The sequence below is a fragment of the Nocardia thailandica NBRC 100428 genome, from assembly GCF_000308795.1.
Taxonomy (GTDB): domain Bacteria; phylum Actinomycetota; class Actinomycetes; order Mycobacteriales; family Mycobacteriaceae; genus Nocardia; species Nocardia thailandica.
The window spans coordinates 25824-38448 of the sequence record NZ_BAGK01000224.1 but is presented as its reverse complement, the minus strand read 5'-3'; the positions used below and the strand labels follow the sequence as shown (position 1 = coordinate 38448).

General features: G+C 72.5%; 13 protein-coding genes. 8 read left to right on the top strand and 5 right to left on the bottom strand.

The window, feature by feature from the left end:
• Nucleotides 1-81: 81 nt before the first annotated feature.
• Nucleotides 82-3219, top strand: coding sequence for an AfsR/SARP family transcriptional regulator (locus tag ON36_RS25825; protein ID WP_043658748.1), 3138 nt, complete (start codon nucleotides 82-84; stop codon nucleotides 3217-3219).
• Nucleotides 3220-3290: 71 nt separating this feature from the next.
• On the opposite strand, the gene ON36_RS25820 is transcribed toward ON36_RS25825, so the two are convergent.
• Together ON36_RS25820 and ON36_RS25815 are read right to left on the bottom strand one after the other, a co-directional pair.
• Nucleotides 3291-4052, bottom strand: coding sequence for an ABC transporter permease (locus tag ON36_RS25820; protein WP_043658746.1), 762 nt, complete (start codon nucleotides 4050-4052; stop codon nucleotides 3291-3293).
• Between the two features lie 5 nt (nucleotides 4053-4057).
• Nucleotides 4058-4993, bottom strand: a complete 936-nt coding sequence (locus ON36_RS25815; RefSeq protein ID WP_043658745.1) for a daunorubicin resistance protein DrrA family ABC transporter ATP-binding protein — start codon at nucleotides 4991-4993, stop codon at nucleotides 4058-4060.
• A 143-nt stretch (nucleotides 4994-5136) separates the two neighbouring features.
• Here ON36_RS25815 and ON36_RS25810 point away from each other — a divergent pair, with 143 nt between their 5' ends.
• The 4 genes from ON36_RS25810 to ON36_RS25795 are packed head-to-tail and all read left to right on the top strand — an operon-like array spanning nucleotide 5137 to nucleotide 8525.
• The gene (locus tag ON36_RS25810; protein ID WP_157225007.1) at nucleotides 5137-5664 is read left to right on the top strand and encodes a GtrA family protein; all 528 of its coding nucleotides are present in this window, start codon (nucleotides 5137-5139) and stop codon (nucleotides 5662-5664) included.
• 10 nt (nucleotides 5665-5674) lie between these two features.
• The gene (gene lpdA, locus ON36_RS25805; RefSeq protein ID WP_043658743.1) at nucleotides 5675-7078 is read left to right on the top strand and encodes a dihydrolipoyl dehydrogenase; all 1404 of its coding nucleotides are present in this window, start codon (nucleotides 5675-5677) and stop codon (nucleotides 7076-7078) included.
• Between the two features lie 19 nt (nucleotides 7079-7097).
• The gene (locus ON36_RS25800; RefSeq protein WP_245558203.1) at nucleotides 7098-7778 is read left to right on the top strand and encodes a L,D-transpeptidase; all 681 of its coding nucleotides are present in this window, start codon (nucleotides 7098-7100) and stop codon (nucleotides 7776-7778) included.
• Nucleotides 7779-7817: 39 nt separating this feature from the next.
• Complete coding sequence (locus ON36_RS25795; RefSeq protein WP_043658739.1) at nucleotides 7818-8525, top strand: polysaccharide deacetylase family protein; 708 nt, start codon at nucleotides 7818-7820, stop codon at nucleotides 8523-8525.
• Here the strand turns inward: ON36_RS25795 and ON36_RS25790 are convergent.
• Nucleotides 8513-8911, bottom strand: coding sequence for a winged helix-turn-helix transcriptional regulator (locus tag ON36_RS25790; protein ID WP_043658737.1), 399 nt, complete (start codon nucleotides 8909-8911; stop codon nucleotides 8513-8515). The genes ON36_RS25795 and ON36_RS25790 overlap by 13 nt on opposite strands.
• A gap of 97 nt (nucleotides 8912-9008) precedes the next feature.
• Between ON36_RS25790 and ON36_RS25785 the strand changes: the two genes are divergently transcribed.
• A complete protein-coding gene (locus tag ON36_RS25785; RefSeq protein WP_043658735.1) occupies nucleotides 9009-9857 on the top strand; it encodes an NmrA family NAD(P)-binding protein in 849 nt (282 codons plus the stop codon).
• 65 nt (nucleotides 9858-9922) lie between these two features.
• Nucleotides 9923-10282, top strand: a complete 360-nt coding sequence (locus ON36_RS25780) for a DoxX family protein (protein WP_043658734.1) — start codon at nucleotides 9923-9925, stop codon at nucleotides 10280-10282.
• An 18-nt stretch (nucleotides 10283-10300) separates the two neighbouring features.
• On the opposite strand, the gene ON36_RS25775 is transcribed toward ON36_RS25780, so the two are convergent.
• Nucleotides 10301-10846 carry a carboxymuconolactone decarboxylase family protein gene (locus tag ON36_RS25775; protein ID WP_083885426.1) on the bottom strand — a complete coding sequence of 182 codons (546 nt, stop codon included), beginning with the start codon at nucleotides 10844-10846 and terminating at the stop codon, nucleotides 10301-10303.
• 190 nt (nucleotides 10847-11036) lie between these two features.
• Here ON36_RS25775 and ON36_RS25770 point away from each other — a divergent pair, with 190 nt between their 5' ends.
• The gene (locus ON36_RS25770) at nucleotides 11037-11939 is read left to right on the top strand and encodes a hypothetical protein (RefSeq protein WP_043658733.1); all 903 of its coding nucleotides are present in this window, start codon (nucleotides 11037-11039) and stop codon (nucleotides 11937-11939) included.
• Between the two features lie 9 nt (nucleotides 11940-11948).
• On the opposite strand, the gene ON36_RS25765 is transcribed toward ON36_RS25770, so the two are convergent.
• Nucleotides 11949-12611, bottom strand: coding sequence for a GntR family transcriptional regulator (locus ON36_RS25765; RefSeq protein ID WP_245558202.1), 663 nt, complete (start codon nucleotides 12609-12611; stop codon nucleotides 11949-11951).
• Between the last annotated feature and the right edge of the window lie 14 nt (nucleotides 12612-12625).

The window sequence follows — 12625 nt, the reverse complement described above, 5'->3', positions numbered from 1 at the left end:
GCCTGACACCGGCCTGACGCCGCCCTCCGGACGCGAAAAGGGCGGTGAGCGGCCGGTTGACGGCGCGGGCACAATGGGCGGGTGCAGATCGGGATGCTTGGGCCACTGGAGATCCGGACCGCGGACGGTGGAACGACGGAGGTTCCCGGCGCGCGGTTGCGGGCGCTGCTGATCACCCTCGCGCTCGAGCCGGGCCGCGCGGTGTCCAAGACCAAACTGGTCGACTGGATCTGGGGCGAGCAGCCGCCCGCCGACGCCGCCAACGCGCTGCAGGCCCTGGTCTCCCGGTTGCGCCGCGCGCTGCCCGAGGGCTCGCTCGAGGCCCAGCCGGGCGGATACCGCCTGGTGATCGATCCGGTGGACGTCGACGCCGTGCGCTTCGACCGGCTGGTCGACCGGGCACGTGGGGCCGACGACGCGGAGCGGGCGCGGCTGCTGCGCGAAGCCGCCGCGCTGTGGCGCGGTGACCCCATGACCGACCTCGGCGACGGCCCCGACGTGGTCGCCGTGATCGCCCGCTACGAAGGGCTGCGGCTGGACGCGCTGGAGGACCTGTACGAGGCGGAGATCCGGCTCGGCCGCGGCGCCGAGCTGGTCGCCGAGCTGACCGACCTGGTCGCCCAGCACCCGGTGCGCGAGCGACTGGTCGCCGCGCGGATGCGCGCGCTGGCCGCGGCGGGCCGGGCCGCCGAGGCGCTGTCGGCCTACCAGCAGGCGCGCGAGGCGCTGGCGGAGGAGCTGGGCGCCGACCCGTCGCCCGAACTCTCGGCCCTGCATGTCGCGCTGCTGCGCGGCGAGGTCGGCGCCCGGCCCGCGGAGCGCGTCACCAACCTGCGCGCGGAGCTGACCAGCTACGTCGGCAAGGACACCGACATCGCCGCGGTGCGCGAACTCCTCGCCGCGCACCGGCTCACCACGCTGACCGGCCCCGGCGGCTCGGGCAAGACCCGCCTCGCCGTCGAGACCGCGCGGACCATGCTCGACGACCTCCCCGAGGGCGCCTGGCTGGTCGAGCTCGCGGGCTCCGAGGGCGGCGCCGATCCCGCGCAGGCGGCGCTGGCCGCGTTCGGTTTCCGCGACGCGTTCCTCGGCGGCGCGCCCGGCGCCGAGCCGATGGACCGGCTGATCGCCGCCATCCGCGACCGCGAGACCCTGCTGATCCTTGACAACTGCGAGCACGTGATCGAGGCGGCCGCCGCCTTCGCCCACCGGCTGCTCGGCGAGTGCACCCGGCTGCGGATCCTGGCCACCAGCCGCGAGCCGCTCGGCATCACCGGGGAGGCGCTGTGGCAGGTCGCGCCGCTGTCGCTGCCCGCGCCGGGGGCGGGCGCGGCCGAGATCGAGGCATCCCCGGCTGTCGCGCTGCTGCGCGATCGGGCGAGCGCCTTCCGGACCGACCTCGCCACCGACGACGCGACCTGGGCGACCATGGCCCGGATCTGCCGGGCACTCGACGGGATTCCGCTGGCGATCGAACTGGCCGCCGCCCGCCTGCGCACCCTGTCCCTCGACCAGCTCGCCCGCCGCCTCGACGACCGCTTCCGGCTGCTCACCGGCGGCAGCCGCACCGCGATCCCGCAGCACCGGACGCTGCGCGCGGTCGTCGACTGGAGTTGGGAACTGCTCAGCGACGCCGAGCGTCTCGTGCTGCGCCGCCTGGCCGTCTTCGCGGGCGGCGCGAGTCTGGAGGCCGCCGAACAGGTGTGCGCCGACGGCGGGGCGGGCGGGGAGGGCCAGGAGGTCCTGGAGCTGCTGACCGCGCTGGCCGAGAAGTCGCTGCTGGTGGTCACCGCCGACGACAGCCCGCGCTTCCGCATGCTGGAGACCATCAAGCAGTACGCCGCCGACCGGCTCGCCGAGGCGGGCGACGCCGAGACGGCCCGCCGCGCGCACCTGGCCTACTTCACCGGCCTGGCCGCCACCGCCGAACCGCATCTGCGCCGGGCGGAGCAGCTGGACTGGCTGGCCGTCCTGGAGGCCGACCACGACAACCTGGCGGCGGCGATGCGCGGGGCGCTCGCGGCGGGCGACGCGGCCGGGGCCATGGGTCTGGCCGCGGCGGCGGGCTGGTACTGGTGGCTGGGTGGGCACAAGGGCGAGGGCACCGAACTCGTCATCGCCGCCGCCGAGCTGCCCGGCGAGGTCGACGACGAGACCCGCGCCCTGGTCTACGGCCTGGTGGTGCACTTCGTGACCTCGGGCCGCAACGACGAACAGCAGGTCGCGGAGTGGATCCGCAAGGCGCACCGGTACGGCCGCGCCGCGCGGGGCGGCCATCCCGCCCTGGCTTTCACCGCCGCGCTCGAACGCATGCTCGGCGGTCCGGAGGAGTTCCTGCCCGCCTTCGAAGCGGTGCTGGCAGACGGCGATCCGTGGTCGCGGGCCCTGGCCCGGCTCCAGCTGGGCAAGCTGCGGACCGTGCTCGGTGATCAGGGGCCGGAGCCCGACGAGTACCTGACGCAGGCGCTCGCCGAGTTCCGTGCGCTGGGGGAGCGGTGGGGCATGTCCTTCGCGCTGACCGAACTGGCGGCCCGGACCGCGTTGCGCGGCGACCTCGCCGCCGCCATCGCCCTGTACGACGAGGCCATCGCGGTGGTCACCGAGGTCGGCGCGATCGAGGACGTGGTTGCGATGCGCGCGCGGCAGGCCCAGCTGCACTGGCTGCTCGACCGGCCCGAGGAGAGCGCGGCCGCGCTGGCCGACGCCCAGCGCCGCGCCGATCGGACCGCCTGGCCGACCGCCCTGGCCGAAGTCGCCCTCGCCCGCGCCGAACTGGCGCTCTGGAGCGGCGACACCGCCACGGCGGGCGGGCAGATCGAGCTGGCGCGCACCCTGCTCGGCGCGGACGCCGAGCAGCCGAATGTCCGTGCGATGGTGCACGTCCTGCTGGGTTACCTCGCGGAGGACCTCGCCGAGGCGCGCGCGCACTTCCGGGTCGCCGCCGAGGCCGCGACCCGCGCCGGGCACGCGCCGCTGATCGCCCTCGTGCTCGTCGGCGTCGCCGACCTCGCCCGCCGCTCCGGCGACCATGCCCAGGCCGCGCGCCTGCTGGCGGCCAGTGTCGCCGCCCGCGGCCTGCCCGATCGCTCCCATCCGCGCGCGGCCGCCGTCGAACGCGAGACGCGGGAGCGGCTGGGCGAGGCGGGGTTCGCCGACGCGTCGCGCGAGGGCAGCGAGGCCGACCGCGCCGAGCTGCTGGCGGCGACGCTGGCCGCCTAGGCGCGGAGACGCCGCGACGCCCCGGTGGCGGATCGCGCACCGGGGCGTGGAGCGGGGTTGCGCCGGGGCGGTCACGCCCGCTTCGTGAAGGTGGCGCGCGACCAGAGGTAGCCCACGACGGCGAAGCCCGCGCACCAGGCCAGGGCGGCGACGGTGTGGCCCGCCGAGGGGGCGCCGGTCAGGAAGCCACGCACGGATTCGATGATCGGGGTGAAGGGCTGGTATTCGGCGAACTGCCGGACACCGGGGCCCATCTTGTCGGCGGGCACGATCGCGCTGCTGAGGAAGGGGAGCATGATCAGCGGCACCACCGACATGCCCGCGGCCTCGGGGGTCTTGGCGGCCATGCCGAGCGCGACGGTCAGCCACGCCGCCGCGAAGGCGGTGGCCAGCAGGACGCCGAGGGCGCCGAGCCACTGCGCCGCCGTCGCGGGGGAGCGGAAGCCCAGCGCGAACCCGACCGCGAGGACCGCGGCGATCGCGACCACGTTGGTCAGCATGCTCGCCGCCACGTGACCGGTGAGCACCGCGCCGCGCGAGACGTCCATGACCTTGAAGCGATTGATGACTCCGGTGGTCATGTCCGAGCTCACCGACACCGCGGTGCCGGACAGCCCGTAGCTGATGGCCAGCATGAGCATGCCGGGCACGGCGTAGTCGATGTAGTCCCCGCCCACGTCGAAGGCGTCGCCGAAGACGTAGACGAAGATCAGCATCATCACCACCGGCATCAGGGCCGCGTTGAAGAGGGTGACGGGGGAGCGGGTGATGTGGGTGAAGTTGCGGCGCAACATCACCGAGGAGTCGAACAGGGCGGCGGTGGGGGTGCTCATGGTGCTCAGGCCTCCGTGGTGGCGCGCCCGGTGAGGGCGAGGAAGACGTCGTCGAGGTCGGGGGTGTGGATCGAGACCCGTTCGGCCTCGATGTCGTGGGCGGCGAGCCGGTCGAGCAGGGCCCGCAGTTCGGCGGAGCCGCCGTCGCCGGGGACGCTCAGGGTGAGCGCGTCCGCGTCGGCGGTGCCGGCGGGCAGCGCGGCCGCGGCGGCGGCGAGCCCCTCGGCGCGGGCGAACCACAGCCGGACGTGGCTGCCGGGGATCCGGCGCTTGAGGTCGTCCGCGGTGCCCTCGGCGACCACGCGGCCCTGATCGAGCACGGCGATCCGGTCGGCGAGCTGATCGGCTTCCTCGAGGTACTGGGTCGTGAGGAAGATGGTCACGCCGTCGTCGGTCAGCTCGCGCACGATCTCCCACATCGTGCGCCTGCTGCGCGGGTCGAGGCCGGTGGTCGGCTCGTCGAGGAAGACGACCTGGGGCCGGGTCACCAGGGTCATGGCCAGATCGAGCTTCCGGCGCATGCCGCCGGAGTAGCTCGCGGCGGGTTTGCGGGCCGACGCGGTGAGGTCGAACCGGTCGAGCAGCCCGGCGACCACCCGCTTGCCGTCCGCGCCGCGCAGCCGGTGCAGGTCGGCCATCAGCTTCAGGTTCTCCTCGCCGGTCAGCAGGTCGTCCACCGCCGCGAACTGCCCGGTGACGCCGATCGCCGCGCGGACCGCCCTCGTCTCGGTGGCGAGGTCGTGTCCCGCCACCCGCGCGGTGCCGGCGTCGGCGGTGAGCAGGGTGGTCAGGATGTTGACCGTGGTGGTCTTGCCCGCGCCGTTCGGGCCGAGCAGGGCGAAGATGGTGCCCGCGCCGACGGTGAGGTCGACGCCGTCGAGAACGGTCTTGTCCCCGTAGGACTTCCGCAGTCCGGAGGCGGCGATCGCTGTGCTGTTCATGGGACCCACCGTCGCCGGTGCGGCTGATATCGCCCTGACACCGCCCTGACACGTCCGCTGACGGCGCCGGGTCGTGTCCGGCGCAAGCGCCGTGTCAGGGCGGCGTCAGTCCGGCGTCAGCGGGGTCGGCGACCGTACTGCTCGTGAACAGCACCGCATACGCCCCCGTCCGCCCCGTCGTCGCGGTCCCGGCCCGGCCGGCGGCGCCGTCGCGGCGATCGCTGCCGGGCGACCACCCGCTCGCCCAGCTGGCGCGGTTCGCCCTGGTCGGCGGGACCAGCAATCTCGCCTACCTCCTGTGTTTCCTCGCCTGCGCCGGATGCGGGTCGCTGGCCGCCAATGTGGCCGGCTCGATCGTGAGCACGGCGATCGCCAACGAACTGCACCGCAGGCTGACCTTCCGGGCCGCGGGCCGGGTCGGCTGGTGCACCGCGCAGTGGGAGGGCGGCGGGCTCGCGCTGGCCGGGCTGCTGGTGAGCACCGCCGCGCTGGCCGGGCTCACGGCGGTGGCGCCGGGGCTCGGCGAGCCCGCCCGCGCGGGCGCGGTGCTGGTCGTGACGGCGCTGGTCGGTGGCGCGCGATTCCTCGCCCTGCGCGCCCGGTTCTCCATTACCGGCGGGTACCTCACCGAAGCGGGGGACGGGTGGGTGCGCACCCGGAAACAGAGTTAGGCTCGATGCCGTGACTTCCCACTACGATGTCGTCGTTCTCGGCGCTGGTCCCGGCGGTTATGTCGCGGCGATCCGCGCCGCTCAACTCGGCCTGCGAACAGCGATTGTCGAGCAGAAATACTGGGGTGGCGTGTGCCTGAACGTCGGGTGCATCCCGTCGAAGGCCCTGCTGCGCAACGCGGAGCTCGCCCACATCTTCACCAAGGAGGCCAAGACCTTCGGCATCTCCGGTGAGGCGAGCTTCGACTTCGGCGTCGCCTTCGACCGCAGCCGCAAGGTCGCGGACGGGCGCGTCAAGGGCGTGCACTTCCTGATGAAGAAGAACAAGATCGACGAGTTCGACGGGAAGGGCACCTTCACCGGCCCGAACTCGCTCGACGTCGCGCTGTCCAAGGGCGGCTCCGAGTCGATCACCTTCGACAACATCATCATCGCCACGGGCACCACCACCCGTCTGCTGCCGGGCACCCAGCTCTCGGACAACGTCGTGACCTACGAGGAGCAGATCCTCACCCGCGACCTGCCCGGCTCGATCCTCATCGTCGGCGCGGGCGCGATCGGCATGGAGTTCGGCTACGTCCTGAAGAACTACGGCGTGGACGTGCGGATCGTGGAGTTCCTCGACCGCGCCCTGCCGAACGAGGACGTCGACGTCTCCAAGGAGATCACCAAGCAGTACAAGAAGCTCGGCATCACCATCACCACCGGTGCGGCCGTGCAGTCGATCGACGACGACGGTTCCAAGGTCACCGTCTCGATCAAGGACAACAAGTCCGGCGCGATCGAGACCGTCACCGTCGACAAGGTGCTGCAGGCCGTCGGTTTCGCGCCACGGGTGGAGGGCTACGGCCTGGAGAACACCGGCGTGCAGCTGACCGAGCGCGGCGCCATCGCCATCGACGACTACATGCGCACCAACGTGCCGCACATCTACGCCATCGGTGACGTCACCGCCAAGCTGCAGCTGGCCCACGTCGCCGAGGCGCAGGGCGTGGTCGCGGCCGAGACCATCGGCGGCGCGGAGACGCTGGCGCTGGGCGACTACCGGATGATGCCGCGCGCGACCTTCTGCCAGCCGCAGGTCGCCAGCTTCGGCCTCACCGAGCAGCAGGCGATCGACGAGGGCTACGACGTGAAGGTCGCGACCTTCCCGTTCACCGCCAACGGCAAGGCCCACGGCCTCGGCGACCCGACCGGTTTCGTCAAGCTCGTCGCCGACAAGACGCACGGCGAACTCCTCGGCGGCCACCTCATCGGCCCCGACGTCTCCGAGCTGCTGCCCGAGCTGACGCTGGCTCAGAAGTGGGACCTGACGGTCAACGAGCTGGCCCGCAACGTGCACACCCACCCGACCCTGTCGGAGGCGCTGCAGGAGGCGATCCACGGCCTCGCGGGCCACATGATCAACTTCTGAGCCGTCCGCCGAAACGGTGGTGCCGGAATTCTCCGGTACCACCGTTTTCGCTTTTCCGAATCGAAACGATTCTCTTTCGATTGTGTTGCGCGTCGATTTGGTGGAAACGGCGGTCATCGGTGATGATCATCGGCAGTTTCGCGTTTGTTGGTCCCATGCTTGTGCTCTAACCGGTGAGAGAGGCAACGGAGTTCCGATGGTGAGCAAGCGTTTTCTCGGCTGGACAGGACGTATCGCGGCGACGGCCTCGGTGGCCGTCGCGGGATTCGGGTTGATGGCGCCCGCCGCCGCCGAGCCCCTCTTCCCGGGTGGGCCGGATCTGCCCGGTATCGGGTCGATCGTGCCGACCGAATCGCCGTGCCCGGTCAAGGAGGCGCGTGCGTGCATGCGGCTGTCCACGAACGAGGCGTGGCTGGTGGACAACGGCCGGGTGATCTACGGGCCGACCCCGATTTCGCACGGCATGCCCGGCTACGAAACCCCGCCCGCGGTCACCCGCATTTCCTTCAAGCGGGAATTCCACTGGAGCACGATGCACAACGCGCCGATGCGCTGGGCCACGTTCTTCAACGGCGACATGGCCTTCCACGTCGGCCCGGTCGACTCCAAGTCGCACGGTTGCGTGCGGATGACCGAGGAGGGCGCGCACCGCTTCTTCGATTACCTGCAGCCGGGTGACATCACCCAGGTCATTCCCTGATCCGCTGATCCTCGCGCACCCCTGCGGTATACAGCAGGGGTGCGCAAGTGGTTCCTCGGTGTCGCGTCCGTGCTCGTCGTCGTGCTCGTGGTGGGCGCCGGTCTGTATTTCCTGATGAACTCGCGCACCTTCCAGCTCGCCGGAGACCTGGTCGACCGGGTCGACACGGCCGACAAGGTCGTGGCGCTGACCTTCGACGACGGCCCCACCGACCGCACCCCCGAGATACTGCGCACGCTCGCGGAGGCCGGGGTGCCCGCGACCTTCTATCTCGTCGGCCGTGACCTGGCCGCGCACCCCGGGTACGGCGCCGCGATCGTCGCGGCCGGGCACGAACTCGGCAACCATTCCTTCACCCACCGGCGGATGGTGCTGGTGTCCGGTGACACCGTGCGCGAGGAGATCGAGCGCACCGATGCCGAGATCCGCCGCGCGGGCCAGCAGGGCCCCATCACGTTCCGCCCGCCCTACGGCAAGAAGCTGTGGGCGCTGCCGAGCTATCTGGCCGACCACGACCGCACCACCGTCACCTGGGATGTCGAGCCCGATTCGGCCGGGCGGGTGAGCACCGACGAGGTCGTCGAGCGGACGGTGCGCGAGGTGCGGCCCGGATCCATCGTGCTGCTGCACGTGATGTACCGGGAGCGGTCGGCCGCGGCGCTGCCCGCGATCGTGGCGCGGCTGCGGGCGCAGGGCTACCGCTTCGTGACGGTGTCGCAGCTGATCGGGGCCGGTCAGTCGCGGTGATAGGCGGACCGGGCCGCGCGGACGGTGTCCATGTTGGCCTCCACCAGCACGATCAGATCCTCCAGCCGCTCGGCGACCCGGCCGCCGAGTTCGGTCAGGGTGTACTCGACCCGGGGTGGGATGGCCTCGAGGACCTCGCGATGCACCATGCCGTCGCGTTCGAGGGCCTGCAGCGTCTGCGAGAGCATGCGCTCGCTCACGCCGTCGACGCGGCGCCGTAGCGCGCTGAACCGGTAGGGCCCTTCGCGCAGCGCGACCAGCGCGAGCACGCCCCAGCGGCTGGCCACGTTCTGCAGGACCGGTCGCGACTCGCAGTCGCGCGCGAACACGTCGGCTTCCAGGCGCGCGTCGTCATCGTCGGCCGGCCGGGGACGCGCGCTGCTCATGTGATCCAGTGTACCGCTCTTGACTACAGCGCCTGCGGAATGAATAGTGCTAACTAATAGTTAGTGCTTACGTATCAGTCGTAGTCTGGAGGAAGTCATGACGGTGGCAGTGACAGGGGCGAGCGGGCAGCTCGGACGGCTCGTGGTGGCGGAGCTGCTCGCCGCCGGTGAGCGGCCGGTGGCGATCGTGCGCGACCCCGCCAAGGCGGCCGACCTGGCCGAACAGGGCGCGGAGGTCCGCGTCGCGTCCTACGACGACCCCGCCGCCCTCGACGCGGCGCTGGCCGGCGTCGACCGGGTGCTGCTGGTCTCGGGCAACGAGTTCGGCGCGCGCGTCGCGCAGCACACCAACGTGGTCCGGGCGGCCGAGCGGGCCGGGGTCGAACTGCTGGCGTACACGAGCATCCCCGCCGCCCAGGACAATCCGATGCGGCTGGCCGACGAGCACCGCGCCACCGAGCAGGTGGTCCGCGCGTCGTCGGTGCCCTCGGTGCTGCTGCGCAACAGCTGGTATTGGGAGAACTACACCGGGGGCGCCGGGCACGCGGTCGCGACCGGCGTCCTGCACGGCGCGCTCGGCGAGGGCCGCGTGTCCGGGGCCGCCCGCGCGGACTACGCGGCCGCCGCCGCGCGCGTGCTGACCACCGACGGCCACGCGGGCCGGACCTACGAGCTGGGCGGCGACTCCGCCCTGTCCGGCGAGGACCTGGCCGCGGCGCTGTCGGAGGCCGCGGGTGCCCCGGTCCGCTACGAGAACCTGTCCGAGGCCGACTACGCCGCGGGCCTGCGCGCGGCCGGCCTGGACGAGGCGCACGCGGCGGTGCTCGCCGACGCCGACACCGGCATCGCCCGGGGCGCGCTCGAGGTCACCACCGGCGATCTGACCCGCCTGATCGGCCGACCGGCCACCCCGGCCGCCGAGGTGTTCCGGGCCGCGCTGGCCTGAGCCGGCCGGTGGTGGAGGAGGCCCGGGGGGTACCGGCGGACCGCCCCGTATGGCACTGTGCAGACATGCATTCCTGGTTGAGCCGCCCGCTGTTCCTCATGGGCATCCTCCACTTCGTGGCGCCGAAGCCCTTCGACAAGATCGTGCCGCCGCAGCTCCCCGGCGAGGCCAGGACCTACACCTACGCGTCGGGCGTCGCCGAACTCGGCGTGGCGACCGCGCTGGCGGTGCCGCGCACCCGCCGCGTCGGCGGCTGGCTGGCCGCGGCGCTGTTCGTCGCCGTGTTCCCGGCCAACATCCAGATGGCCGTGGATGTGGTGCGCAACCCGAAGGCGCCCCGCGCGTTCAAGGTCGGGGTGCTGGCGCGCCTGCCGCTGCAGATCCCGATGATCGTCGCCGCGGTGAAGGTGGCGCGCCGGGCCTGACGCGGGCGGGCGGTCCCGTCAGAAACTGTCCCGTTCGATCCCCAGGGTGGCGATGGTCGACGCCAGCCCCTCGTACTGGTTGATCAGCAGCACGATCTCGATGAGGCGCCGCTCGTCGTAGTGCTCGGCCAGGGCGGCCCAGGCCCCGTCGTCCACGGTGCGCGTTCCCACCAGCTGATCGACCGCGGTGAGCAGGGCGCGCTGCCGCGGCGTCCAGCCCGCGGCGGCCGGGCCCTGGCCGACGCGCTCGATCTCCTCGGCCGAGAGCCCGGCCCGGCGCCCCAGCCTGCGGTGGTGGTCGGCCTCGTAGTCGCAGGACCGCAGCGCGGCGACCCGCAGGATCACCAGTTCGGCCTCCGAACGCGGCAGGCGCCCGCCCGGCATGAGTTTGCCCGAGTAGTGCAGCCACCCGCGGAACAGGCCGCCGGTGCGCCCCAGGGTGCTGAACAGCTGCGCGTCGGCGGTGCCGGAGGCGCGGGAGAGCACCTGCCAGACGACCCAGTTGACCGGTCCCAGCTCGCGCAGCCGTCCGGGAGAAATGCGTGGTCGCACCGGTGACACCATGCGCAGGAGCGTACTCCGCGCGCGCCCCGCCGTGGCCCGTCCCGGCGACACCGGATACGCGGGAATTCGGCGGTAACGCGGTTTTTCCTTTGTTCCAGTGGTTTTCGGCGACGCAGCCCGTCATGATCGGTGGGTACCGCCGAGTAATAGCGGTGGCAGAGTCTCGCAAGACTGGTAGGGGTACATCGGAATGCTCGTTCGGATCAGGCCGGGGGCCGAACTCTCCGGTTCCGAGCAGGAGTTCGTCGACTGCCTGCGCAAACTGCCCGGGGCGGGTCTGGCGCTCATCGATCCGGTCATCGGCGGCAGGCATTCCACCGCCGTGGTGCTGACGCCGAGGGGAATGACCGTGCTGACCGTGCTCGGTTTCCGGCGGCGGCAGAGCGGCCTGCTGAAAATCGCCGCGAACGCGCCGTGGACCATCAGCGACGAACCGCTCGAATTGGACGATTCGGCCCCGGCGAAACCGCTGGACCGCCTCGAGGACAGCGTCTGGGCGGTGCGCCACGCCCTCGAGCAGTCACTGCAGGACGGAAAACACGTCTGCGGGGCGATCGTGCTCATTCCCTATCGGGGTGTGGTCGTGCGCCCGGCCAGGACCACGCTGCGCACCGGACGCGATGTGGTGGTGGGTAATTCGGTCGATCTGACCGATCTGCGCATTTATCTCGAGGGTTTCACGGCGGCGCCGCGCGCGTTCACCATCGACCGGGTCCTGCACACCTGCACGGCGCTGGGGCTGCGGGAACTGGCGCCGAGCCCCGGCCAGCTGGCGGCCGACGGATTCGACGAGAACGAGCCGCCGCCGGTGGACACCTTCCTCGAGCGGGTCACCCGGAGGCGGGCCGACTCGGTGCCCGTCGCCCCGCCCGCCCCGCCGTCGACGGGGTCGGGCCGGTGGGCGGGCTGGATCGTGCTGGCCCTGGCGATGTTCGGCCTGCTGGTCGTGCTCGTCGTTGTAATCCGCGCGGTGCTGACCGACGATCCGCAGCCGCGCACCGTCTCGGAGGTGAGTTCCGTGAGTTCCTCGACCACCGCGCCCGCGCCGCTGTCGACGCCGGTCGAGTGCTTCCCGTTCCAGCCCGCCTGCTGAGCGCTGGGGTCAATTCCCCTCGGGTGCGGGCCGTTCCGGTTCGCCGCGCGGCGCGCCGACCAGGTCGTGGGCGGCCCGGATGTGGGTGGCCAGCGCGGTGTGCGCCCGTTCGGATTCGCCCGCGACCACCAACTCCGCGATGGCGATGTGCTCGCCGATCATGGCCGCCACCCGCTCGCGGGTGAGGGCCGCCGCGCGGATCGGGCGCAGCCGCAGGTGGACCGCGGCGAGCGCGTCGACCAGGGCGGCGTTGCCCGCGGCCCGCAGCAGCGCGGTGTGGAACTGCTCGTCCGCGGCGACGGCGGCCGCGGCGGTCGCGGGCGGCTCGTCGCGGTAGGCCAGCCAGCGGCGGAGTTCGCCCCCGACGGCGGTCAGGTCGTGGCCGGTCAGCCGCCTGCCGAGGACGATGCGCTGGAAACCGCGCGATTCCAGCACGGTGCGCAGTTCGTAGAGGTCGGCCAGTTCGGCCGGGTCGGGCCGGAACAGGACGAGTACCCCGTCCCGGCGGCGGACGACCCCGTCGGCCTCGAGCCGGGCCAGCGCCTCGCGCACGGGGGTGCGCGAGACGCCGTAGCGCGCGGCCAAACGCTCGGTCCGCAGGGGAGTGTCGTCGAGGAGTCCGGCGGCGAGGTCGTGGCGGAGCGCGTCGTAGACGCGCTCGGTCAGGGGCACTCGCCGTCCGCGTG